The sequence below is a fragment of the Cellulosimicrobium sp. BMG9.23 genome (assembly GCF_059159985.1).
In genome coordinates this window covers 197,397-217,845 of sequence record NZ_JBZGBZ010000008.1, presented here as the reverse complement: position 1 = coordinate 217,845, position 20,449 = coordinate 197,397, and the positions used below count along the sequence as shown (strand labels likewise).

The 20,449-nt window shown below is 72.8% G+C and carries 20 protein-coding genes; 17 read left to right on the top strand and 3 right to left on the bottom strand.

The window, feature by feature from the left end:
• The first annotated feature begins 1 nt into the window (after position 1).
• From AC4H2G_RS15690 to pdxS, 4 genes are all read left to right on the top strand, one after another.
• A complete protein-coding gene (locus AC4H2G_RS15690; RefSeq protein WP_494366663.1) occupies positions 2–1,018 on the top strand; it encodes a phosphatidylinositol mannoside acyltransferase in 1,017 nt (338 codons plus the stop codon).
• Entirely contained in the window at positions 1,015–2,232 is a 1,218-nt protein-coding gene (locus tag AC4H2G_RS15685; protein WP_494366662.1) for a glycosyltransferase family 4 protein, read from the top strand. Before AC4H2G_RS15690 ends, AC4H2G_RS15685 begins: the two co-directional genes overlap by 4 nt.
• Positions 2,229–2,879 carry a hypothetical protein gene (locus tag AC4H2G_RS15680; protein WP_494366661.1) on the top strand — a complete coding sequence of 217 codons (651 nt, stop codon included), beginning with the start codon at positions 2,229–2,231 and terminating at the stop codon, positions 2,877–2,879. The genes AC4H2G_RS15685 and AC4H2G_RS15680 overlap by 4 nt, the downstream gene beginning before the upstream one ends.
• Before the next feature lie 198 nt (positions 2,880–3,077).
• The gene (gene pdxS, locus AC4H2G_RS15675) at positions 3,078–4,019 is read left to right on the top strand and encodes a pyridoxal 5'-phosphate synthase lyase subunit PdxS (protein ID WP_494366769.1); all 942 of its coding nucleotides are present in this window, start codon (positions 3,078–3,080) and stop codon (positions 4,017–4,019) included.
• Positions 4,020–4,113: 94 nt separating this feature from the next.
• On the opposite strand, the gene AC4H2G_RS15670 is transcribed toward pdxS, so the two are convergent.
• Positions 4,114–4,983, bottom strand: coding sequence for an aldo/keto reductase family oxidoreductase (locus AC4H2G_RS15670; protein WP_494366660.1), 870 nt, complete (start codon positions 4,981–4,983; stop codon positions 4,114–4,116).
• Positions 4,984–5,110: 127 nt separating this feature from the next.
• Between AC4H2G_RS15670 and AC4H2G_RS15665 the strand changes: the two genes are divergently transcribed.
• Positions 5,111–5,569, top strand: a complete 459-nt coding sequence (locus AC4H2G_RS15665) for a winged helix-turn-helix transcriptional regulator (RefSeq protein WP_494366659.1) — start codon at positions 5,111–5,113, stop codon at positions 5,567–5,569.
• Between the two features lie 91 nt (positions 5,570–5,660).
• Positions 5,661–6,227 (top strand): NUDIX hydrolase, encoded by a 567-nt coding sequence (locus AC4H2G_RS15660; RefSeq protein ID WP_494366658.1) that lies wholly within the window; start codon positions 5,661–5,663, stop codon positions 6,225–6,227.
• A gap of 61 nt (positions 6,228–6,288) precedes the next feature.
• On the opposite strand, the gene AC4H2G_RS15655 is transcribed toward AC4H2G_RS15660, so the two are convergent.
• Entirely contained in the window at positions 6,289–6,963 is a 675-nt protein-coding gene (locus AC4H2G_RS15655) for a hypothetical protein (protein ID WP_494366657.1), read from the bottom strand.
• 37 nt (positions 6,964–7,000) lie between these two features.
• Between AC4H2G_RS15655 and pdxT the strand changes: the two genes are divergently transcribed.
• The 11 genes from pdxT (at position 7,001) to AC4H2G_RS15600 (ending at position 19,287) form a co-directional block, all read left to right on the top strand.
• The gene (pdxT, locus tag AC4H2G_RS15650; protein ID WP_494366656.1) at positions 7,001–7,624 is read left to right on the top strand and encodes a pyridoxal 5'-phosphate synthase glutaminase subunit PdxT; all 624 of its coding nucleotides are present in this window, start codon (positions 7,001–7,003) and stop codon (positions 7,622–7,624) included.
• A gap of 6 nt (positions 7,625–7,630) precedes the next feature.
• Positions 7,631–8,392: a YebC/PmpR family DNA-binding transcriptional regulator gene (locus AC4H2G_RS15645; RefSeq protein WP_494366655.1), complete on the top strand. Its 762-nt coding sequence runs from the start codon at positions 7,631–7,633 to the stop codon at positions 8,390–8,392.
• Between the two features lie 278 nt (positions 8,393–8,670).
• Complete coding sequence (gene ruvC / locus AC4H2G_RS15640; protein WP_494366654.1) at positions 8,671–9,234, top strand: crossover junction endodeoxyribonuclease RuvC; 564 nt, start codon at positions 8,671–8,673, stop codon at positions 9,232–9,234.
• Between the two features lie 225 nt (positions 9,235–9,459).
• Positions 9,460–10,092 carry a Holliday junction branch migration protein RuvA gene (ruvA, locus tag AC4H2G_RS15635; protein WP_494366653.1) on the top strand — a complete coding sequence of 211 codons (633 nt, stop codon included), beginning with the start codon at positions 9,460–9,462 and terminating at the stop codon, positions 10,090–10,092.
• A 2-nt stretch (positions 10,093–10,094) separates the two neighbouring features.
• Complete coding sequence (ruvB, locus tag AC4H2G_RS15630) at positions 10,095–11,168, top strand: Holliday junction branch migration DNA helicase RuvB (RefSeq protein WP_494366652.1); 1,074 nt, start codon at positions 10,095–10,097, stop codon at positions 11,166–11,168.
• A 245-nt stretch (positions 11,169–11,413) separates the two neighbouring features.
• Positions 11,414–11,881: a preprotein translocase subunit YajC gene (gene yajC, locus AC4H2G_RS15625; protein WP_494366651.1), complete on the top strand. Its 468-nt coding sequence runs from the start codon at positions 11,414–11,416 to the stop codon at positions 11,879–11,881.
• A gap of 81 nt (positions 11,882–11,962) precedes the next feature.
• Positions 11,963–13,948, top strand: a complete 1,986-nt coding sequence (gene secD, locus AC4H2G_RS15620) for a protein translocase subunit SecD (protein WP_494366650.1) — start codon at positions 11,963–11,965, stop codon at positions 13,946–13,948.
• A complete protein-coding gene (secF, locus tag AC4H2G_RS15615; RefSeq protein WP_494366649.1) occupies positions 13,948–15,072 on the top strand; it encodes a protein translocase subunit SecF in 1,125 nt (374 codons plus the stop codon). The genes secD and secF overlap by 1 nt, the downstream gene beginning before the upstream one ends.
• Positions 15,069–15,674, top strand: coding sequence for an adenine phosphoribosyltransferase (locus tag AC4H2G_RS15610; RefSeq protein WP_494366648.1), 606 nt, complete (start codon positions 15,069–15,071; stop codon positions 15,672–15,674). The genes secF and AC4H2G_RS15610 overlap by 4 nt, the downstream gene beginning before the upstream one ends.
• A 77-nt stretch (positions 15,675–15,751) precedes the next feature.
• A complete protein-coding gene (locus AC4H2G_RS15605; protein WP_494366647.1) occupies positions 15,752–18,094 on the top strand; it encodes a RelA/SpoT family protein in 2,343 nt (780 codons plus the stop codon).
• A gap of 86 nt (positions 18,095–18,180) precedes the next feature.
• Positions 18,181–19,287 (top strand): ATP-dependent DNA ligase, encoded by a 1,107-nt coding sequence (locus tag AC4H2G_RS15600; RefSeq protein WP_494366646.1) that lies wholly within the window; start codon positions 18,181–18,183, stop codon positions 19,285–19,287.
• Positions 19,288–19,364: 77 nt separating this feature from the next.
• Here AC4H2G_RS15600 and ligD read toward each other — a convergent pair whose 3' ends face one another.
• The gene (ligD, locus tag AC4H2G_RS15595; RefSeq protein ID WP_494366645.1) at positions 19,365–20,441 is read right to left on the bottom strand and encodes a non-homologous end-joining DNA ligase; all 1,077 of its coding nucleotides are present in this window, start codon (positions 20,439–20,441) and stop codon (positions 19,365–19,367) included.
• Between the last annotated feature and the right edge of the window lie 8 nt (positions 20,442–20,449).

Genomic DNA, 20,449 nt, shown 5'->3' with positions numbered 1-20,449 from the left:
GATGGGGATCGACACCGGCAAGGCCTTCACCTTCGCGTGGCGCAACGCCCACAAGGTGCCCGAGCCGATCCTGCGCGGCGTGTTCGCCGCCGTCGCGGACGTGACGTGGCTCCTGCACGGCGGCGGCGTCCGCCAGCTCGAGAAGAACCTCGCGCGCGTGCGTCCCGGTCTGGGCGACCGTGCGTTGCGACGGCTGTCGCGGGCCGGCATGCGGTCGTACATGCGGTACTACCGCGAGGCGTTCGCGCTGCCAGCCTGGACGCCCGAGCAGGTCGCGGCGCGCGTGCGCGTCATCGGCGAGCAGAACCTTCGCGAGCACCTCGACGGCGACCGCAGCCCCGTGCTCGCGCTGTCCCACCAGGGCAACTGGGATCTCGCGGGCGCCTGGGCGACGCGGCACCTCGCCACGGTCCTCACCGTCGCCGAGCGCCTCGAGCCCGAGGAGCTGTTCCAGGAGTTCCTCGCGTTCCGGACCAGGATCGGGCTCGAGATCCTCGCGCTCGGCGACGGTGACGTCTTCCGCGACCTCGTGCGCGGCGCGAGCCGGCCGGGGCGGATCATCCCGCTCCTCGCGGACCGCGACCTGACGTCACGGGGGATCGAGGTCGACCTCTTCGGGCGGCGAGCCCGGGTCGCCGCCGGGCCGGCGGCGCTCGCGGTCAGCACCGGGGCACCACTCGTCCCGGCCGGCATCTACTACGAGCGCCTGCGCGGTGCCCGACGCCGCGTGGCCGGGACGCCCTGGGGCCTCGTCGTCCGCTTCTACCCCCGGGTCGACGTGCCTGCGGACGTGCCTCGCTCGGAGCGCGTCGCCGCCGCGACACAGGGCTGGGTCGACGCCCTGTCGGTGGCGATCCGCGAGCACCCGCAGGACTGGCACATGCTGCAGAAGGTCTTCGTCGACGACCTCGACCCCGAGCGGTACGCCCGCACGCGCGCCGCGGCAGGCGAGCACCCCGCCGCCGTGGGTGAGCACCCCCCCGCCACGGCGCAGGGCGACCCGGAGTCCGCCGCATGAGCCTGCGCGTCGGCATCGTGTGCCCGTACTCGTTCGACGCCCCCGGTGGCGTGCAGTTCCACGTGCGCGACCTCGCCGAGGCGCTCATCGCCCAGGGGCACGAGGTCTCGGTGCTCGCGCCCGCGGACGACGACACGCCCGTGCCGGACTACCTCACCCCTGCGGGCGGCACCATCCCGGTGCGCTACAACGGGTCCGTCGCGCGCGTGACGTTCGGCCCCCGGGCGGTCGGCCTGGTGCGGCGCTGGCTCGACGCGGGCCGGTTCGACGTCCTGCACCTGCACGAGCCCGTCAACCCGTCCCTGTCCATGAGCGCGCTCTGGATCGCGCAGGGGCCCATCGTCGGCACGTTCCACACGTCGCTCGTGCGCTCGCGCGCGCTGCAGGTCGCCTACCCGCTCGTGCGGCAGAGCCTCGAGAAGATCGACGCGCGGATCGCCGTCTCGGAGGATGCGCGGCGCACGCTCGTCGAGCACCTCGGCGGGGACGCCGTCGTCATCCCCAACGGGGTCTACGTCGACACGTTCGCCGACGCCGCGCCGCAGCCCCGCTGGCAGGGCGCGCCGGGCGCGCCGACCATCGGGTTCCTCGGCCGTCTCGACGAGTCCCGCAAGGGACTGCCCGTCCTGACCGAGGCGATCCCGCGCATCCTCGCCGAGGTACCGGGCGCGCGCTTCCTCGTCGCGGGCCGCGGCGACGCCGGGCGGGACGAGGCCGTGGCGGCGCTCGGCGAGCACGCGTCGTCCGTGGAGTTCCTCGGCGGCGTGAGCGACGAGGACAAGGCGAGCCTGCTCGCCTCCGTCGACCTGTACATCGCCCCCCAGACGGGCGGGGAGAGCTTCGGCATCGTGCTCGTCGAGGCGATGAGCGCGGGCGCGTGCGTCGTCGCGAGCGATCTGGGCGCCTTCCGCCGCGTGCTCGACGACGGCGCGGCAGGCGCGCTGTTCCCCGTCGGTGACGGGGCCGCGCTCGCCGCGACGGTCGTCGAGGTCCTCGCGGACCCCGGTCGGCGTGAGTCGTACCGTGTCCGGGCCCGGGAGTTCGTCCGGCGCTTCGACTGGTCCGCCGTCACCGCGGAGGTGCTCGCCGTGTACGAGATGGTCCTCGCCGCGTCCGAGGCGGTCATCCCGGTGCACGAGGACCCGCGGTCGCGCCGCGGCGGCCGCCTGCTCGGCCGGGCGCGCACCGACCGGGACGAGGGGGCTCGCGCATGACCTGGTCGGAGATCGCGATCCTCGTCGTGGCCGTCGCGGTGCTCGTCGGCTGGCTCCTGTGGGTCGCCGCGTCGCGGCTCGACCGCCTGCACCGCAAGGTCATGGCATCGCGCCTGGCGCTCGACGCCCAGCTCGTGCGGCGCGCGTCGGCCGCGGTCGACCTCGCGGCGTCGGCCGAGCTCGACCCGGCGACCTCGGTCCTCCTCGCCGAGGCCGCGCACGCCGTGCTGGACGACGACGCGGACGCGCGTCGCCTCGTCGAGAGCGTCCCGGGGCTCGGGACGCCGGACGCGCCCCGCCCGCGGCGGCTGCTCGGCGGCATGGCGCCGTCGCGCGCGCTCGCCGAGTCCGACCTGTCGGCGACGCTGCGGTCCGCCCTCGAGGACGCAGAGGACGTCGCGGAGCTGCGCGACGCCCCGGCGGGCGACGAGCTCCTGGGCAACCTCTCGGCGGCCTGGTACCGGGCCCAGCTCGCGCGTCGCTTCCACAACGAGGCCGTCGCCCAGGCGCAGCGCGTCCGGCGCAAGTGGTGGGTCCGGCTGTTCCGGCTCGCGGGGCACGCACCGATGCCCGCGACCGTCGAGCTCGACGACGCCTGGCCGCCTGGTCTCGGGCGTCCCCTCGAGCCTGCGGGCGGGACCCCCTGAGCATCTGGGGACCGGACGCGCCGCAGTAGGATGGTCGTGGTGTGCGAGCATGTGCCCGCCACCGCGCACGCACCGCTCTCACCGGCATCTCTTCTCCCGGCCGGGGCCCGTCGGCGCGACCCGCGGAGGCCCGGCCGCCCGCCTCGCGACGGCCGTGCGCTCCCTCGAACCGAACGTGTGAGGTACCTGGTGACCAACGTGTCCGAGCAGAACGTCCCCGCTGAGAACGTCCCCGCAGGCACCGCATCCGCCGCAGGGGGCTCCGTGGGTACCGCGAAGGTCAAGCGGGGCATGGCGGAGATGCTCAAGGGCGGCGTCATCATGGACGTCGTCACTCCCGAGCAGGCGAAGATCGCCGAGGACGCCGGCGCCGTCGCGGTGATGGCGCTCGAGCGCGTCCCGGCCGACATCCGGGCCCAGGGCGGCGTCTCGCGCATGTCGGACCCCGACATGATCGACGGCATCATCGCGGCCGTCTCGATCCCCGTCATGGCGAAGGCCCGCATCGGCCACTTCGTCGAGGCACAGGTGCTCCAGTCTCTCGGCGTGGACTACGTCGACGAGTCCGAGGTCCTCACCCCGGCCGACTACGCGAACCACATCGACAAGTGGCAGTTCACCGTGCCGTTCGTGTGCGGAGCGACCAACCTCGGGGAGGCGCTGCGCCGCATCACCGAGGGCGCGGCGATGATCCGCTCCAAGGGCGAGGCCGGGACGGGCGACGTGTCCAACGCGACGACCCACATGCGGACCATCCGCGGCGAGATCCGCCGCCTCACCTCGCTCCCCGAGGACGAGCTGTTCGTCGCGGCGAAGGAGCTCCAGGCGCCGTACGAGCTCGTCAAGGAGGTCGCGGCCACCGGAAAGCTCCCGGTCGTGACGTTCACCGCGGGCGGTATCGCGACCCCCGCCGACGCGGCGATGATGATGCAGCTCGGCGCCGAGGGCGTCTTCGTGGGCTCCGGCATCTTCAAGTCGGGCAACCCGGCGCAGCGCGCCGCGGCGATCGTCAAGGCCACGACGTTCTACGACGACCCGGACGTCATCGCGAAGGTGTCCCGCGGGCTCGGCGAGGCCATGGTCGGCATCAACGTCGACGAACCGGCGCGGTCGATCCAGTTCGCCGAGCGCGGCTGGTAGTCGCTGGAGCGAGGCGAATCGGGCCCACGCCGCCGAGCTCTGGCGGCGTGGGCCCGGTCGCTCCGGGCCGATCAGGCCGACCGGCGTGAGGTCGTCACGTGCCGATGCTGTCCAGCTCGGCGACGTCCTCGTCGGACAGGCGGAGCGCCGCCCCCGCGATGTTCTCGCGCAGGTGCGCCACCTTGGACGTGCCCGGGATCAGCAGGATGTTCTCCGAGCGCTGCAGCAGCCAGGCGAGCGCGACCGACATCGGCGTCGCGTCCAGGCGCGCCGCCGCAGACGACAGCGCATCTGCCTGCAGCGGCGTGAAGCCTCCCAGCGGGAAGAACGGGACATAGGCGATGCCGTCCGCGGCGAGCCGGTCGACGAGTACGTCGTCGTCGCGATGGGCGAGGTTGTACATGTTCTGCACGCAGACCACCGGGGCGATCCTCCGTGCCTCGGCGACCTGGTCGGCGGTCACGTTGCTGACGCCCAGGTGCCTGATCAGGCCCTGCTGCCGGAGGTCGGCGAGGGTCTCGAAGGCCTCGGAGATCGAGCCCGGCCGGGGTCCCGTCGCGTCGCCCATGCGCATGTTCACCAGGTCGAGCGCGTCCACGTCGAGGGATTCGAGGTTCTCGTGCACCTGCCGGCGCAGCGACTCGGGATCGCGGGCCGTGGGCCAGCCGCCCTCGGCGTCCCGGTTCGCGCCGACCTTCGTCGCGATGAGCAACGACTCCGGGTACGGGTGCAGCGCCTCACGGATCAGCTGGTTCGTGACCCGCGGGCCGTAGGCGTCGCTGGTGTCGATGTGCGTGACGCCCTGCTCGACCGCTTCGCGGAGGACGGCGACGGCCCCGTGGTGGTCGGCGGGCGGGCCCATCACCCAGGGTCCGGCAAGCTGCATGGCCCCGTATCCGAAGCGGGTGACCGTGCGGTCGCCGAGGTCCCAGGATCCGCCGGGGAGTAGAGAGGTGGTGGTCATCGATCGCACTCCTTGTCGAGGGTCAACGGTGGCTCTCGCTCACCGCTGCCCTAGTCTTGGAGAGTTGCTCTACGGGGGGAAGTACGCACCTCGGAGTGCGTTACGTACTCGATTCGAGGAGATGCTGATGGTGACAGCCAGCGCGGCCGAGAAGCGCGACCAGGCCAGAATCGCCTACAACGCCTTCCTGGCGGTGTGCCCGAGCCGTGAGCTCCTCGACAGGCTCTCCGACAAGTGGGTCGTCCTGGTGCTGTGCGCGCTCGGCGGAGACGGCGCCGATGGCGACGGTGCGCCTGCTGCTCTTCGGTATTCGGAGCTCTCGCGCCTCATCGCCGGCGTGAGCCAGAAGATGCTCACGCAGACGCTGCGCTCCCTGGAGCGCGACGGCCTCGTCACCCGCAAGGTCACGCCCACCGTCCCCGTCACCGTCGAGTACGCGCTCACCGATCTCGGCCTCTCGCTCCACCGGACCGTGCGGCAGGTGCGGCTCTGGGCGCAGGAGAACATGGACGACGTCCAGGCGCGTCGCGAGGCGTACGACGCCGACGCCCCCGAGCGCTCCGTCGAACGAGGCGACGACCGGTGACTGTCGACGCGGTAGGCGGCCAGGGGAGACCAGGTCGCCAGGGTGAGCTCCGTGGTCCTCGACGACCGACACCATCCCACCAGGAGTCACGGTGACGGGCGGTGCGGACGCGCCGTCGTCCCTGGGTCCCGACTGGGTGCTCGGGGACGACGGCCTCTTCTTCCGGCGCGGTGCGCGCGTCGTCCTGCTCGACGACGCGGACCGCGTCCTGCTCGTCCGAGGGCACGACGTCGACCAGCCCGAGCGGTCGTGGTGGTTCACCGTCGGCGGCGGGATCGAGGAGGGCGAGGACGACGCCGCGGCGGCCTTGCGCGAGGTCCGCGAGGAGACCGGGATCGCGCTCGACCCCACGGCTCTCGTCGGGCCGGTCTACACGCGCAGCGCGGTCTTCGACTTCTACCGGCAGCACTGCCGCCAGGACGAGGTCATCTACCTCGCGCGGCTGCGCGGTGAGGTCCTCGCGGGCGAGGAGCTCAGCCGCGACGGGTGGACGGACGTCGAGCTCGACGTCGTCGACGAGATGCGGTGGTGGGACCTCGACGAGCTCGCGCGCGTCGAGATCGAGGTGTTCCCGGAAGGGCTCGTCGACCTCGTGCGGCCGCTGCTGCGGGGCTGGGACGGCGTGACCCGGCATCTCGGGCTCGCGCGCGAGCACTGACGCCGCGGCGGGCAGGACGCGGCGAGGTCGCCGGGGTCAGGCGCGGTCGAGGCCCCCGGGGTCAGGCGCGTCGTGCCGCGACGCGCCACACGATGCCGCCCAGCAGCAGGCCGAGCCCGAGCAGCCCGCCGCCGATCGCGACGATCCACAGCAGCACCGTGCCGCCCACGGTCGCGAAGAACTCGCCGAAGCGCCATCCCTCCGTGACGACGAAGGACTCGGCCCCCGTGTCCTGGGGGGTCGCGACCGACACGGTGCACGTCCCGTCGCCGGTCGCCGTGAACTCCGCGACGGTCTCGGCCGACGTCGTGCCCACGTCGGACGACCCGGTCACGGCCGGCGCGTCGACGAGCAGGGAGATGCCGTCGCACGTCACCGTGACGTCGTCCGCGGCGAACGCCGCGTCCCCGGGGCCGCCGACCGCCCACACCGTGTAAGGCTCTCCGTCGGCGACCACGACGTCCGCCTCGCCGGGCACCGCACCGGACGCGATCGCCGCCGAGCCCGGTGACCCCCCGCTCTCGACGACGCCCGTCGGGATCGCGCGCAGGAACAGGGTCACGCCGAGCACGCCCGCGACGAGCGCGCCCACGAGCACGACGGCGCCCGCGACGATCAGGACGGTCGCACCGCGGGGCGCGCGGCGTGGCGTCCGCGCCGCCGGCGGCGGGCCGCCCCACGCCGGGGCGGGGGAGCCGAACGGGGGACCAGACTGTGCGGCGGGCGGGTACGTCACGCCGGCGACCCTACCGGCCGACGTATCATCACCCCTCGTGACGATCACGATCGGGGTCCTCGCCCTGCAGGGCGACGTGCGCGAGCACCGCGCCGCGCTCGAGTCCGCAGGTGCCCGCACCGTCGGCGTGCGCCGACCCGAGGAGCTCGCGCAGGTCGACGGGCTCGTGCTCCCCGGGGGCGAGTCGACGACCATCGACAAGCTCCTGCGGATCTTCGAGCTCGACGAGCCGCTGCGTGCCCGCATCGCCGAAGGGCTGCCGGTCTACGGCTCGTGCGCCGGCATGATCCTGCTCGCCGACCGCATCCTCGGCGGCACGGCCGACCAGCGCACGATCGGCGGGCTCGACGTGACCGTGCGGCGCAACGCGTTCGGCCGTCAGGTCGACTCGTTCGAGACGGACCTCGCCGTCGCCGGGCTGCCCGGGGACGAGCGCTCGGTCCACGCGGTGTTCATCCGCGCACCCTGGGTCGAGGACGTCGGACCGGGCGTCGAGGTCCTGGCGCGCATCCCGGACGCGAGCACGCCGGGGATCCCCCACGCAGCCGCCGGTAGGATCGTCGCAGTACAGCAGGGATCGCTGCTCGCCACGTCGTTCCACCCGGAGATCTCCGGCGACGCGCGCGTGCACGAGCGGTTCGTCCAGATCGCGAAGGGGTAGGAACGCATGTCAGGGCACTCCAAGTGGGCCACCACCAAGCACAAGAAGGCGGCCATCGACGCCAAGCGCGGCAAGCTCTTCGCGAAGCTCATCAAGAACATCGAGGTCGCTGCCCGCACCGGCGGCGGTGACCTGGCCGGCAACCCGACGCTCTTCGACGCCGTCCAGAAGGCGAAGAAGTCGTCCGTCCCGAACGACAACATCGACCGCGCGGTGAAGCGTGGGTCCGGCGAGGGCGCCGACGCCGTCGACTATCAGACGATCATGTACGAGGGCTACGGCCCGAACGGCATCGCCGTGCTCGTCGAGTGCCTCACCGACAACAAGAACCGGGCCGCGGCCGAGGTCCGCACCGCGTTCTCGCGCAACGGCGGCAGCCTCGCCGACCCGGGCTCGGTCTCGTACCTGTTCTCGCGCAAGGGCCTCGTCGTCGTGCCGAAGGGTGACGGCGTCACCGAGGACGACGTGATGCTCGCCGCGCTCGACGCGGGCGCCGAGGACGTGACCGACCAGGGCGAGGTCATCGAGGTGCTGTGCGAGGCGAGCGACCTCGTCGCCGTCCGCACCGCCGTCCAGGACGCCGGGATCGAGTACGACTCCGCCGACTCCGTGTGGCACCCGTCCATGGAGGTCGAGGTCGACGCCGACGGCGCGCGCAAGATCCTGCGCCTCATCGACGCGCTCGAGGACAGTGACGACGTGCAGAACGTCTATGCGAACTTCGACGCGTCGGACGAGGTCATGGCGGAGCTCGAGAACGACGACTGACGTCTCGCTCGACCGGCAGGTCGGTCGACGGCAGTCGTGGTCGGGAAGGCCGGACGGGCGGGGTGCGCGCGGTCTACCATCCGCGCCCTCGTTCCTCGGGCGCTCCCGCCAGGCCCACCACGACCGCGCGCACCCCGCCCGACCGTCCCGCGTCCGGCCGGCGGTATCCGGGGGGCATCTGCAGCCCACGGTCCGCCGATCGCCGGTCCGCCTGGTCGTCCGGCTCGCCGGCAGCGTGGCTCGCGGGAAGGGGCGCTCCGTCGTGAAAGGGTGACGGGGTGCGCGTGCTCGGAGTGGACCCTGGACTGACCCGGTGCGGCGTGGGGGTCGTGGACTCGCGGCCCGGGCGCAAGGCGGAGATGGTGGCCGTCGGGGTGCTGCGGTCGGATCCCGAGCTCAGCGTGGACCTGCGGCTGCTGCGGATCTCCGAGCGGATCGACGCGTGGCTCGACGAGCACGTGCCCGACGTCGTCGCGGTCGAGCGGGTCTTCGCGCAGCACAACGTCGGGACGGTCATGGGGACGGCGCAGGTCGCCGGGCTCGCGATGGTCGGCGCCGCGCGGCGCGGTGTGCCGGTCGCGCTGCACACGCCGTCGGAGGTGAAGGCTGCGGTGACGGGGAGCGGGCGGGCCGGCAAGGAGCAGGTGCAGCGCATGGTCGCGAGCATCCTCGGGCTGGCCGAGCTGCCGAGGCCCGCCGACGCCGCCGACGCGCTCGCGCTGGCGATCTGTCACCTGTGGCGACCCTCCGGTGCGCTGCAGGGCGGGGAGCGGCACGAGCTCACCCCCGCCCAGCGCGCGTGGGCGGCCGCCGAGCGCACGGCGCGCCGCACGCCGAGATAGCGACCACCCGTCGAGGTAGCGATCCCCGGCACGGTCGGCACGTCGTCGTGCACGGTACGTCGCTACGTCGGTGGCGCGACGCCCGGGCGGGTCCCGTGTCGGTCGGGCGGGGCGTGGGCGCGCCTTGCTAGAGTGACCGCGGTCGTACGGGTGTTCGACGACCGCCCCCTGTCCAGATCTTGATCCGACCGACGGCTCGTGCGGGCCCGACGGAGAGGAGCCCCGGTGATCGCGTCGCTGAGCGGGACGGTGGCGAGCGTGCAGCTCGACCGGGCGGTGCTCGAGGTCGGGGGCGTGGGGTACCTCGTGCACGCGACGCCCGCGACGCTCGCGACGCTGCGCGTGGGCGAGGCCGCGCGGCTCGCCACCAGCCTCGTCGTGCGCGAGGACTCGTTCACGCTCTTCGGCTTCGCGGACGACGACGAGCGCTCCGTCTTCGAGACCGTGCAGACCGTGAGCGGGGTCGGCCCGCGTCTCGCGCTCGCGATGCTCGCGGTGCACACGCCCGACGTGCTGCGGCGCGCCGTCGCGGGCGCGGACATCGCCGCGCTCGTGCGCGTCCCGGGCATCGGGAACAAGGGCGCCCAGCGCATCGCGCTCGAGCTCGGCGACAAGCTCGGTGCGCCGACCGGGGCCGATGCACCTGCCGCAGGGTCCGCGGCCGGCGCGGCGGCCGCCGCCGAGGACCGGCGGGACCAGGTCGTCGAGGCCCTCGTCGGCCTCGGCTGGAACGTCAAGGCCGCGGACGACGCGGTCGCGACAGTCCTCGCCCAGGCCGGGGTCGACGTCGTCGAGGCCGCCGACGTGGCGGGCGCCCTGCGCGCCGCGCTGCGCGTGCTCGGCGGGCAGAGGGGCTGACGATGGCGGACTTCGACCGGGTCGGGGCGGGCGCGTACCCCGAGGACGGCTTCACCTCGGAACGCATCGTCGCGGCGGGCGCCGACGACCTCGAGCGCGCCGCCGAGGCCGCACTGCGCCCCCGGCGGCTCGAGGAGTTCGTCGGGCAGCGGGTCGTGCGCGACCAGCTGTCGCTCGTGCTGGAGGCGGCGCTCGCGCGGGGCAGCGCGCCGGACCACGTGCTGCTCTCCGGGCCGCCCGGGCTCGGCAAGACGACCTTGGCGATGATCATCGCGGCCGAGCTCGGCGCCTCGTTGCGCGTGACCTCGGGGCCGGCGATCCAGCACGCGGGCGACCTCGCCGCCGTGCTCTCCTCGCTCGAGGAGGGGGAGGTGCTGTTCATCGACGAGATCCACCGCCTCGCCCGGCCCGCCGAAGAGCTGCTCTACATGGCGATGGAGGACTTCCGCGTCGACGTGGTGGTCGGCAAGGGCGCGGGCGCGAGCGCGATCCCGCTGAGCCTGCCGCCGTTCACGGCGGTGGGCGCGACGACGCGCGCGGGCCTGCTGCCCGCGCCGCTGCGCGACCGGTTCGGGTTCACGGGTCACCTCGACTTCTACTCGGGAGAGGAGCTCGAGCGTGTGCTGACGCGTTCCGCCGGGCTCCTCGGCGTCGCGCTCCACCCCGACGCGGCCCACGAGATCGCCGGCCGTTCGCGCGGCACGCCCCGCATCGCCAACCGCCTCCTGCGCCGCGTGCGCGACTGGGCGCAGGTCCGTGGCGACGGCAGCCTCGACCTGCGCGCCGCGCGCGCCGCGCTCGAGGTGTACGAGGTGGACCCCATCGGGCTCGACCGGCTCGACCGCGCCGTGCTCACGGCGCTGTGCACCCGGTTCAACGGCGGCCCGGTCGGGCTGACGACGCTCGCCGTCACGGTCGGCGAGGAGGCCGAGACGGTCGAGACCGTCGCCGAGCCCTACCTCGTGCGGGAAGGGCTGATCGGACGGACGCCACGGGGTCGCGTCGCGACGCCGGCCGCGTGGGCGCACCTCGGGCTGACGCCACCGCGCAACGGTGGGACGCTCTTCGACGGCTGACGGCTGACGGCTGACGGCTGACGGCTGACGGCTGACGGCTGACGGCTGACGGCTGACGGCGGGGCCCGCGCTCGCACCGGTCGCGGAACGCTCGTGACGGCCGTCACAGGACGGCCCGGGAAGGGCCTAGACTGGACGGACCTGCGGGGAACTCCACGACCGAACGGCTCGTTGGGGAACCGTGCGCGCGCGCCTAGACTGCCGCGCAGAACCCCGCCGACGAACAGGACACGTGAGACCCCGTCATGGATATCAGCTTCATCCTCATCCTCGCCCTCGCGGCCGGTGCGATGTTCCTCATGACCAGCCGCACCCGCAAGCAGCAGCGCGAGGCCCAGAACTTCCGCTCCGAGCTCGCTTCGGGCCAGGAGGTCATGACGGGTTCGGGGATGTTCGGCACGATCGTCGACGTCGACGAGGAGGCGGACATCATCACCATCGAGTCCACGCCCGGCGCGCAGACCCGTTGGCTGCGCGCAGCGATCGCCAAGCGCGTCGACACGCCCGTCGAGGAGGAGGTCGAGGAGGAGTCTGCCGAGGGCGAGGAACCGGCCGCGCCGGCCGCCGCGTACGGCAGCGCGGCTACCATCTCCTCCGGCTCGTCGAAGGACGACGCCGACGACCTCGTCGTCCCCGACGACCTGTCCGGCCTCACCGACGAGCAGGCGGACAAGGACCGCGACCGTCGCGACGAGGGCACGGACAGCAAGTGACCACCCGCCGGCCGCACGCGCGGCCGGACTGACGCGATGGGCCCTCGGGCCCATCGCACTCGCACGAGAAGAGACGGACAGTTGGCCACCAGCAGCACACGAGCGAGGCCCGTACGGACCCTCGTCTTCCTGGGCGTCCTCGTGGTCGCCCTCTTCGGGAGCCTCTTCGCGGGGACGAAGCTCGACCCGCAGACCGCCGACGACCCGGGCGGCGCGAGCCTCACCCCGGGTCTCGCGCTGGACCTCGAGGGCGGCACGCAGATCATCCTCGAACCCGTCACGACCGACGGTTCCGAGGTGACGCCCGAGGCGATCAACGAGGCGATCAACGTCATCCGCCAGCGCATCGACGCGCAGGGCGTGTCGGAGTCGGAGATCACCCGGCAGGGTTCGGGCAACATCGTCGTCGGCATCCCCGGTGAGCCGAGCCAGGAGACGATCGACCTCGTCAGCCAGTCCGCCCAGATGCGGTTCCGCCCCGTGCTCACGGTCGGCGCGCCGACCGCCACCCCTGCGGAGGAGGCACCCGCCGACGGCGCGACCGAGGACGGCGCGGCCACCGACGGCGCCGCTCCCGAGGCGACCGAGTCGGCCGACGCCCCCGCCGACGGGGCGACCGACGGCGCGACGGAGGCCCCCGCCGATGAGGCGACGGAGGGTGCCACGCCGGGCACGGAGGACGCGGAGAGCGTCCGCCCCGAGAACCCGAGCGACCTGGCGCAGATCACCCCCGAGATCCAGGAGCAGTTCGACGCGCTCGACTGCACGGTTCCCGAGAACCTCGTGGGCGGCGACAGCGGCCCCACCGACAGCGCGTTCGTCGCGTGCTCCGCGGACGGACTCGCCAAGTACATCCTCGGCCCGGTCGAGGTCGAGGGCACGGACATCGCGAACGCGAGCTCCGGGCTGCGCGTCGGCCAGACCGGTGCCGTGACGAACGAGTGGGTCGTCAACCTCGAGTTCGACGGCGAGGGCACCTCGCAGTTCCGCGAGGTGACGACGCGGCTCACGTCCCTGCCGGCCCCGCAGAACCAGTTCGCGATGGTCCTCGACGGTCTCGTCATCTCGGCGCCCGTCTCGCAGGTCCCCATCCCCGACGGCAAGGCCGAGATCTCCGGGAGCTTCACGCGCGACAGCGCCGCGACCCTCGCGAACCAGCTGAACTTCGGCTCGCTGCCCCTGACCTTCGAGGTCCAGAGCCAGCAGCAGATCTCGGCGACGCTCGGGTCCGAGCAGCTCCAGAAGGGCCTGCTCGCCGGCGCGATCGGCATGCTGCTCGTGGTGGTCTACTCGCTCCTCCAGTACCGCGTGCTCGGGCTGGTCACGGTCGCGTCGCTCACCGTCGCCGGGCTCCTCGCGTACGGGATCATCACGCTCCTGTCGTGGACGATCGGCTACCGCCTCTCCCTCGCGGGCGTGGCCGGCCTCATCGTCGCGATCGGTATCACCGCCGACTCGTTCATCGTCTACTTCGAACGTATCCGCGACGAGCTGCGCGACGGTCGCACGCTCAACTCGGCGGTCGAGAAGGGCTGGGAACGTGCACGCCGCACGATCCTCGCCTCCGACGCGGTGAACTTCGTGGCGGCGATCGTGCTGTACTTCCTCGCCGTCGGTGGCGTGCGCGGCTTCGCCTTCACGCTCGGGCTGACGACGCTCATCGACATCGTCGTGGTCTTCCTCTTCACGCACCCGCTGATGCAGCTCCTCGCGCGCACCAGGTTCTTCGCGACCGGCCACCCGTGGTCGGGGCTGGACCCGCGTCGCCTCGGGGCGCGCAGCATCCGGTACGCGGGTCGCGGTCGGGTCGCGACCACGCCCGGGTCGAGCAGCACCGTCGAGGACGCGCCGTCGTCCCCGGCGGAGCAGGAGGTCACCCCGGCACGCACCCTCGCCGAGACGCCCGCCCGCGAGACCGTCGCGGCAGGCGTCGGTGGCGGTGACGGGCCACGCATGACGATCGCCGAGCGGCGTGCCGCACAGCGGCGGGCAACCACCGAGGGCACCGTCGAGGACCAGCCGTCCGAGGCGCCGTCGTCCACGGGTGAGAACGAGGAGAAGCACTGATGGCCAGCGGATTCGCCCAGTGGGGCAACGACCTCTACACCGGTCGCCGGTCCTACGCCATCGTCCCGCGGCGCAAGCGCTACTTCGTCGCGGCGATCGTCGCCGTCGTGCTGTCGCTCGCGATCATCGGCGTCCGGATGGCCGGGGGCGGCCTCAACCTCGGCATCGAGTTCCGTGGAGGGTCGGAGTTCACGGTCTCGCAGGCCGCGGACACCTCGCAGCAGCCGGCGATCGAGGCCGTGCAGTCCGTCGCCCCCGAGGAGATTCCCCGGATCTCGACGGTCGGCACGAGCAGCGTGCGCGTCCAGACGGCACAGCTGAGCAACGAGGAGGTCGACGACGTCCGGGCGGCGCTCGCCGACGCCTACGAGGTCGAGGTCGGGGACGTCACCAGCGCGTTCATCGGCCCGACCTGGGGCCAGGACGTCTCCCAGAAGGCCATCCTCGGCCTCCTGGTCTTCCTCCTGCTCGTGAGCCTCGTCATGACGATCTACTTCCGGAACTGGCGCATGGCCCTCGCGGCCGTCATCGCGCTGTTCCACGACCTCATCCTCACGGTCGGGATCTACGCGCTCATCGGCTGGGAGATCACACCGGCGACCGTCATCGGTCTGCTGACGATCCTCGCGTACTCGATCTACGACACGGTCGTGGTCTTCGACAAGGTGCGCGAGAACACGGCAGGCATCCTCAACCAGACCCGCAGCACCTACGCGGAGCGCGCGAACCTCGCGATCAACCAGACGATGGTCCGGTCGATCAACACGTCCGTCGTCGCACTGCTCCCGGTCGCCGCGATCCTGTTCATCGGAGCGTTCCTGCTCGGGGCCGGCACGCTGCGCGACATCGCGCTCGCGCTGTTCGTCGGCATGGCGGTCGGCGCGTACTCGTCGATCTTCCTCGCGACGCCTCTCGAGGTCGAGTTCCGCGAACGCGAGACGGCGATCTCGGAGCACACGCGCAAGGTCCTCGACCTGCGCGCGGACCACGTGCGCGAGCTCGGTGACGAGGGCGCGGAGGACGCCGTTCTCGCCGCGGCCGGCGTCGACGGCAGCCGCCAGCTCCAGCCGGGCGCCCACCAGGGGAACAAGGCGCAGCCGCGCAAGCGACGCACCACCCGATGAGCACCGAGCACGTCCCTGCTGCCGGGGTCGACGGCCTGCGAGCCGTCGGCCTCGGCGGTCTCGGTGCCGAGCGGTCGGCGCGGGTTCTCGACCTGGTGCGGTCGGTGCCGGACTACCCGGAGCCGGGGATCACGTTCCGTGACATCACGGGGCTGCTCGCGGACGGCGCCGCGTTCGGCCACGTGATCGAGGCGCTGGGTCATGTGGTCGACGCCGTCGACGGGGGCATCGACCTCGTCGCCGGCCTGGAGGCGCGCGGCTTCCTGCTCGGCGCGCCGCTCGCGACGCACCTCGGGGTCGGGTTCGTGCCGCTGCGCAAGGCGGGCAAGCTCCCGCCGCCGACCGACGCGGTGACCTACGACCTGGAGTACGGCACCGCCACGATCGAGCTGCGCGCGGGAACACTGCGACCCCGTGCGCGCGTTCTGGTGGTGGACGACGTGCTCGCGACGGGCGGTACGGCCGCCGCGGGCGCAGAGCTGGTCGAGCGGGCCGGCGGCGTCGTGGTCGGCCTCGCGTTCCTCATGGAGCTCGACGGTCTGGGTGGGCGCGACCGCCTCGCGGGACATGGGGTGACCACGCTCCTGCACGTGGAGTCGTAGGATTGCCACTCCGGTCGGTGCGGCACGTCGTCGCACGAACGTCGGCGCACGTCGGCCGCACACGGAGGGAGGCGCACATGAGCGAGGACACGCGGACGTCGTCCGCGCCCGCCGGCCAGCCTCCTGCAACCTCGGGAGGCGGCTCGACCGGAGGGCGCGGCGTGAGGTCGCGCCTCGTGCGGTTCGGGACACGGACCGGCGGTGGCAGCCCGGCGCTCGAGCCGCTGCTGCAGGCGGTCCGCACGAACCATCCGAAGTCCGACCTGTCTGCCATCGAACGCGCCTACGGGACGGCAGAGCGGGCGCACCGCGGTCAGCTGCGCAAGAGCGGCGACCCGTACATCACGCACCCGGTCGCCGTCGCGACGATCCTCGCGGACCTCGGTTTCGACGGCTCCACGCTCGCCGCGGCGCTCCTGCACGACACCGTCGAGGACACCGAGTACTCCCTCGACCAGCTTCGCGACGAGTACGGCGACGAGGTCGCGATGCTCGTCGACGGCGTCACGAAGCTCGACAAGGTGACCTACGGGGACGCCGCGCAGGCGGAGACCGTGCGCAAGATGGTCGTCGCCATGGCGCGCGACATCCGCGTGCTCGTCATCAAGCTGGCCGACCGGCTGCACAACGCGCGCACCTGGAAGTACGTCTCGTCGTCGTCCGCGGAGCGCAAGGCGCGCGAGACGCTCGAGATCTACGCGCCGCTCGCGCACCGGCTCGGCATGAACACCATCAAGTGGGAGCTCGAGGACCTGTCGTTCCAGGCCCTGTATCCCAAGGTGTACGACGAGATCGTCCACCTCGTCGCAGAGCGCGCGCCGGCGCGCGAGGAGTACCTCGCCGTCGTGCGCGAGCAGGTCACGGCCGACCTGCGCAGCGCGAAGATCCGCGCGACGGTCTCGGGCCGGCCGAAGCACTACTACTCGATCTACCAGAAGATGATCGTGCGCGGCCACGACTTCGCGGAGATCTACGACCTCGTCGGTGCGCGCGTCCTCGTGGACAGCGTCCGGGACTGCTACGCGGCGCTCGGCGCGCTGCACGCGCGGTGGAACCCCGTGCCGGGGCGGTTCAAGGACTACATCGCGATGCCGAAGTTCAACATGTACCAGTCGCTGCACACGACGGTCATCGGCCCGGGCGGCAAGCCCGTCGAGATCCAGATCCGCACGCACGAGATGCACCGGCGAGCGGAGTACGGCGTCGCCGCGCACTGGAAGTACAAGGAGACCGCGAAGACGGCCGGGCGGACCGAGAAGGGCGACGCCGCCGGCAGCGACATGCGCTGGCTGCGCCAGCTCGTCGACTGGCAGCGCGAGACCGCGGACCCCGCGGAGTTCCTCGACTCCTTGCGTTTCGAGATCGGCGGCGCCGAGGTCTACGTCTTCACGCCGAAGGGCGACGTCCTGGCGCTGCCGGCGGGGTCGACGCCGGTGGACTTCGCGTACGCCGTGCACACCGAGGTCGGGCACCGCACGATGGGCGCCCGTGTCAACGGACGCCTCGTCCCCCTCGACTCGACGCTGGAAAACGGTGACGCCGTCGACGTCCTGACGTCCAAGTCGGAGAACGCCGGCCCGAGCCGCGACTGGCTCGCCTTCGTCAAGAGCCCCCGCGCGCGCAACAAGATCCGGCAGTGGTTCTCGAAGGAGCGCCGCGAGGAGGCCGTCGAGCACGGCAAGGACGCGCTCGCCAAGGCGATGCGCAAGCAGAACCTCCCGATCCAGCGCCTGCTGTCCCACGAGACGCTCGTCGGGCTCGCGAACGAGATGCGCTTCGCGGACGTCACGGCGCTGTACGCCGCGATCGGTGAGGCCCAGGTCTCCGCGGCCAACGTCGTGTCGAAGCTCGTGCAGTCGATGGGCGGGGACGAGGGCACGGTCGAGGACGTCGCCGAGACGGCACGCCCCGGCCAGACGGCGCGGCGCGTGCGCACGGGCGACCCCGGCGTGATGGTCAAGGGCGTCGACGACATCTGGGTCAAGCTCGCCAAGTGCTGCACGCCCGTGCCCGGTGACGAGATCATCGGGTTCATCACCCGCGGTCAGGGCGTGAGCGTGCACCGCGCGGACTGCGCGAACGTCGTCGGGTTGCGCAACCAGCCCGAGCGCATCGTCGACGTCACGTGGACGACCGGCAGCAACGCGATGTTCCTCGTGCAGATCCAGGTCGAGGCGCTCGACCGCGCGCGCCTGCTGTCGGACGTGACCCGCGTCCTGTCGGACCACCACGTGAACATCCTCTCGGCGACCGTCTCGACGTCGAACGACCGCGTCGCGATGTCGCGCTTCGTCTTCGAGATGGCCGAGCCGGCGCACCTCGCCCAGGTGCTCAGCGCGGTGCGGAAGGTGGACGGCGTGTTCGACGTCTACCGCATGACGGGATCGCGCGCCGAGCCTGCGCCGCCGCTGCCCGCCTGACGTCGGACCGGTCGACGCTACCGGCGCGGGTTCCGCACGGCGCGCCCGTCGGGCGCCGCGTGCGGGCCGGTGGGAGCATCGGGCGCATGGACCTGCCCGTGATGCCGCCCGTCCTGCCCATGCTCGCGAAGTCGGTGCCCGACGTGCCCGAGCCGGAGTCCGTCCCCGGGGGCTACGTCTACGAGCCGAAGTGGGACGGCTTCCGCGCGATCGTGTACCGCGACGGGGACGAGGTGCGGCTCGACAGCCGCAACGCCCGGCCGATGGAACGGTACTTCCCGGAGATCGTGGACGCGGTGCGGGCGGCGCTGCCGGAGCGCTGCGTCGTCGACGGCGAGATCGTCCTGGCGCAGGGCGGCCGGCTCGAGTTCGAGGTGCTCCAGCAGCGCATCCACCCCGCGGCGTCGCGCGTGCGCCTCCTCGCCGAGCAGACGCCCGCGAGCCTCGTCGTGTTCGACGTCCTCGCCCTGGGCGACGAGGACCTCACCGTGGCACCGCTCGCCCGCCGGCAGGAGGCGCTCGACACGCTCGCGCTCGACGGGCCGCAGGTGCACGCCACCCCGCGCACGCGCGACGTCACCGTCGCGCGCGAGTGGTTCGACACGTTCGAGGGTGCGGGCCTGGACGGCGTGGTGGCGAAACCGCTGGACGGCACCTACCAGCCCAACAAGCGCGCGATGCTCAAGGTCAAGCACGGTCGTGAGGCCGACGTGGTGCTCGCCGGCTACCGGCTCCACAAGACCTCGACGCCCGCGGAGCCGCTGCTGGGCTCGCTCCTGCTCGGCCTGTTCGACGACGCGGGGCAGCTGCAGTTCGTCGGCGTCGCCGCGTCCTTCCCGACGGCGCGCCGTGCGGCGCTCGTGGCCGAGCTCGCGCCGCTCGTCGTGAAGCCGGGTACGCCCGACGCGGACGCGCACCCGTGGTCGGGCTGGGAGAACCCGGCGGGGGAGCGCATGCCGGGTGCGGTGTCGCGGTGGAGCTCGGGCAAGGACCTGTCGTTCACGCCCCTGCGGCCCGAGCGGGTCCTCGAGGTCGCCTACGACCACATGGAGGGCACGCGATTTCGCCACACCGCGCAGTTCCGACGGTGGCGCGACGACCGCGAGCCGTCGTCGTGCACGTACGACCAGCTCGAGGAGCCCGTGCGCTACGACCTGACGGGGATACTCCCGGGGGCGCCGGGGGTCGGCTGATACGTCGCACGGCGTCGCGCGCGCCGGGACGTCCGCGCGCGCCGGGACGTCCGCGCGCGCCGGGACGTCCGCGCGCGTCAGGCGCCGGGGCGGTCGCGGTCCTTGCTCGGCTGCACCCGCTTCGGCTCGCCCGGCATCTTCGGGTACTCCGGGGGATAGGGGAGGTCGCCCAGGCCGTGCTCGGCCTCGTCGCGGCGGGAGAGCTCGAGCGTCGCCTCGAGGGACGCGCCAGGATCGTCGCGGTCGGCCCGGAGCGGTGCGAACAGGTCGCCGACCTCCGCGAACCGCCCGGGCATCGTCCGCACGTCGAAGTCGTCGGGGTGGACGTCGCCGAGCTCGTCCCACCGGACCGGGGCAGAGACGGTCGCGCGGTGGTTCGACCGGATGGAGTACGCGGAGGCGATGGTGCGGTCGCGAGCCATCTGGTTGTAGTCGACGAAGATCTTGGCGCCGCGCTCCTCCTTCCACCACTTCGTCGTGACCTGGTCGGGCAGCCGCCGCTCCAGCTCACGCCCGATCGCGATCGTCGCCCGGCGCGCGGCGACGAAGTCCCACTCGGGTGCGACCGGCACGAACACGTGGATGCCGCGGCCGCCGGACGTCTTCGGGTAACCCGTCAGGCCGAGCTCGTCGAGCACCTCGCGCAGCTCAGGCGCGACACGGACGGCGTCGTCGAAGTCGGTCCCCGGCTGCGGGTCGAGGTCGATCCGCAGCTGGTCGACCGCCTCGACGTCCTCGCCACGCACGGGCCACGGGTGGAACGTCAACGTGCCGAGGTTCGCAGCCCAGGCCACGACGGCGAGCTCCGTGGGGCACACCTCGTCGGCCGTGCGACCGCTCGGGAACGCGATGCGGGCCGTCTGCACGTAGTCGGGCGCGCCCTTGGGCACGCGCTTCTGGTAGAAGGCGTCGCCGCTGTTGTCCGTCCGGGTGCTCATGCGAGCGCCCTCGAACACGCCCTTCGGCCAGCGCTCGAGCGTCGTCGGCCGGTCGAGCAGCGCCCCGAGGATGCCGTCGCCGACGGCGAGGAAGTACTCCACGACGTCGAGCTTGGTGACGTCCCGGCGGGGGAACACGACCCGGTCGGGACTCGTCACGCGCACCGTGCGTCCTCGGACGTCGAGCTCCACGGGTGGCGTCGTCGCTGCGGCCATGGCGCCCA

What these genes read in the sequence shown, in the direction of transcription:
- AC4H2G_RS15610 (WP_494366648.1), top strand. Translation starts at nt 15,069, where the DNA reads ATGAGCACCGAGCACGTCCCTGCTGCCGGGGTCGACGGCCTGCGAGCC.
- AC4H2G_RS15685 (WP_494366662.1), top strand. Translation starts at nt 1,015, where the DNA reads ATGAGCCTGCGCGTCGGCATCGTGTGCCCGTACTCGTTCGACGCCCCC.
- yajC (WP_494366651.1), top strand. Translation starts at nt 11,414, where the DNA reads ATGGATATCAGCTTCATCCTCATCCTCGCCCTCGCGGCCGGTGCGATG.
- AC4H2G_RS15670 (WP_494366660.1), bottom strand. Translation starts at nt 4,983, where the DNA reads ATGACCACCACCTCTCTACTCCCCGGCGGATCCTGGGACCTCGGCGAC.
- AC4H2G_RS15645 (WP_494366655.1), top strand. Translation starts at nt 7,631, where the DNA reads ATGTCAGGGCACTCCAAGTGGGCCACCACCAAGCACAAGAAGGCGGCC.
- secF (WP_494366649.1), top strand. Translation starts at nt 13,948, where the DNA reads ATGGCCAGCGGATTCGCCCAGTGGGGCAACGACCTCTACACCGGTCGC.
- AC4H2G_RS15605 (WP_494366647.1), top strand. Translation starts at nt 15,752, where the DNA reads ATGAGCGAGGACACGCGGACGTCGTCCGCGCCCGCCGGCCAGCCTCCT.
- AC4H2G_RS15680 (WP_494366661.1), top strand. Translation starts at nt 2,229, where the DNA reads ATGACCTGGTCGGAGATCGCGATCCTCGTCGTGGCCGTCGCGGTGCTC.
- AC4H2G_RS15690 (WP_494366663.1), top strand. Translation starts at nt 2, where the DNA reads ATGGGGATCGACACCGGCAAGGCCTTCACCTTCGCGTGGCGCAACGCC.
- ligD (WP_494366645.1), bottom strand. Translation starts at nt 20,441, where the DNA reads ATGGCCGCAGCGACGACGCCACCCGTGGAGCTCGACGTCCGAGGACGC.
- ruvB (WP_494366652.1), top strand. Translation starts at nt 10,095, where the DNA reads ATGGCGGACTTCGACCGGGTCGGGGCGGGCGCGTACCCCGAGGACGGC.
- AC4H2G_RS15600 (WP_494366646.1), top strand. Translation starts at nt 18,181, where the DNA reads ATGGACCTGCCCGTGATGCCGCCCGTCCTGCCCATGCTCGCGAAGTCG.
- AC4H2G_RS15665 (WP_494366659.1), top strand. Translation starts at nt 5,111, where the DNA reads ATGGTGACAGCCAGCGCGGCCGAGAAGCGCGACCAGGCCAGAATCGCC.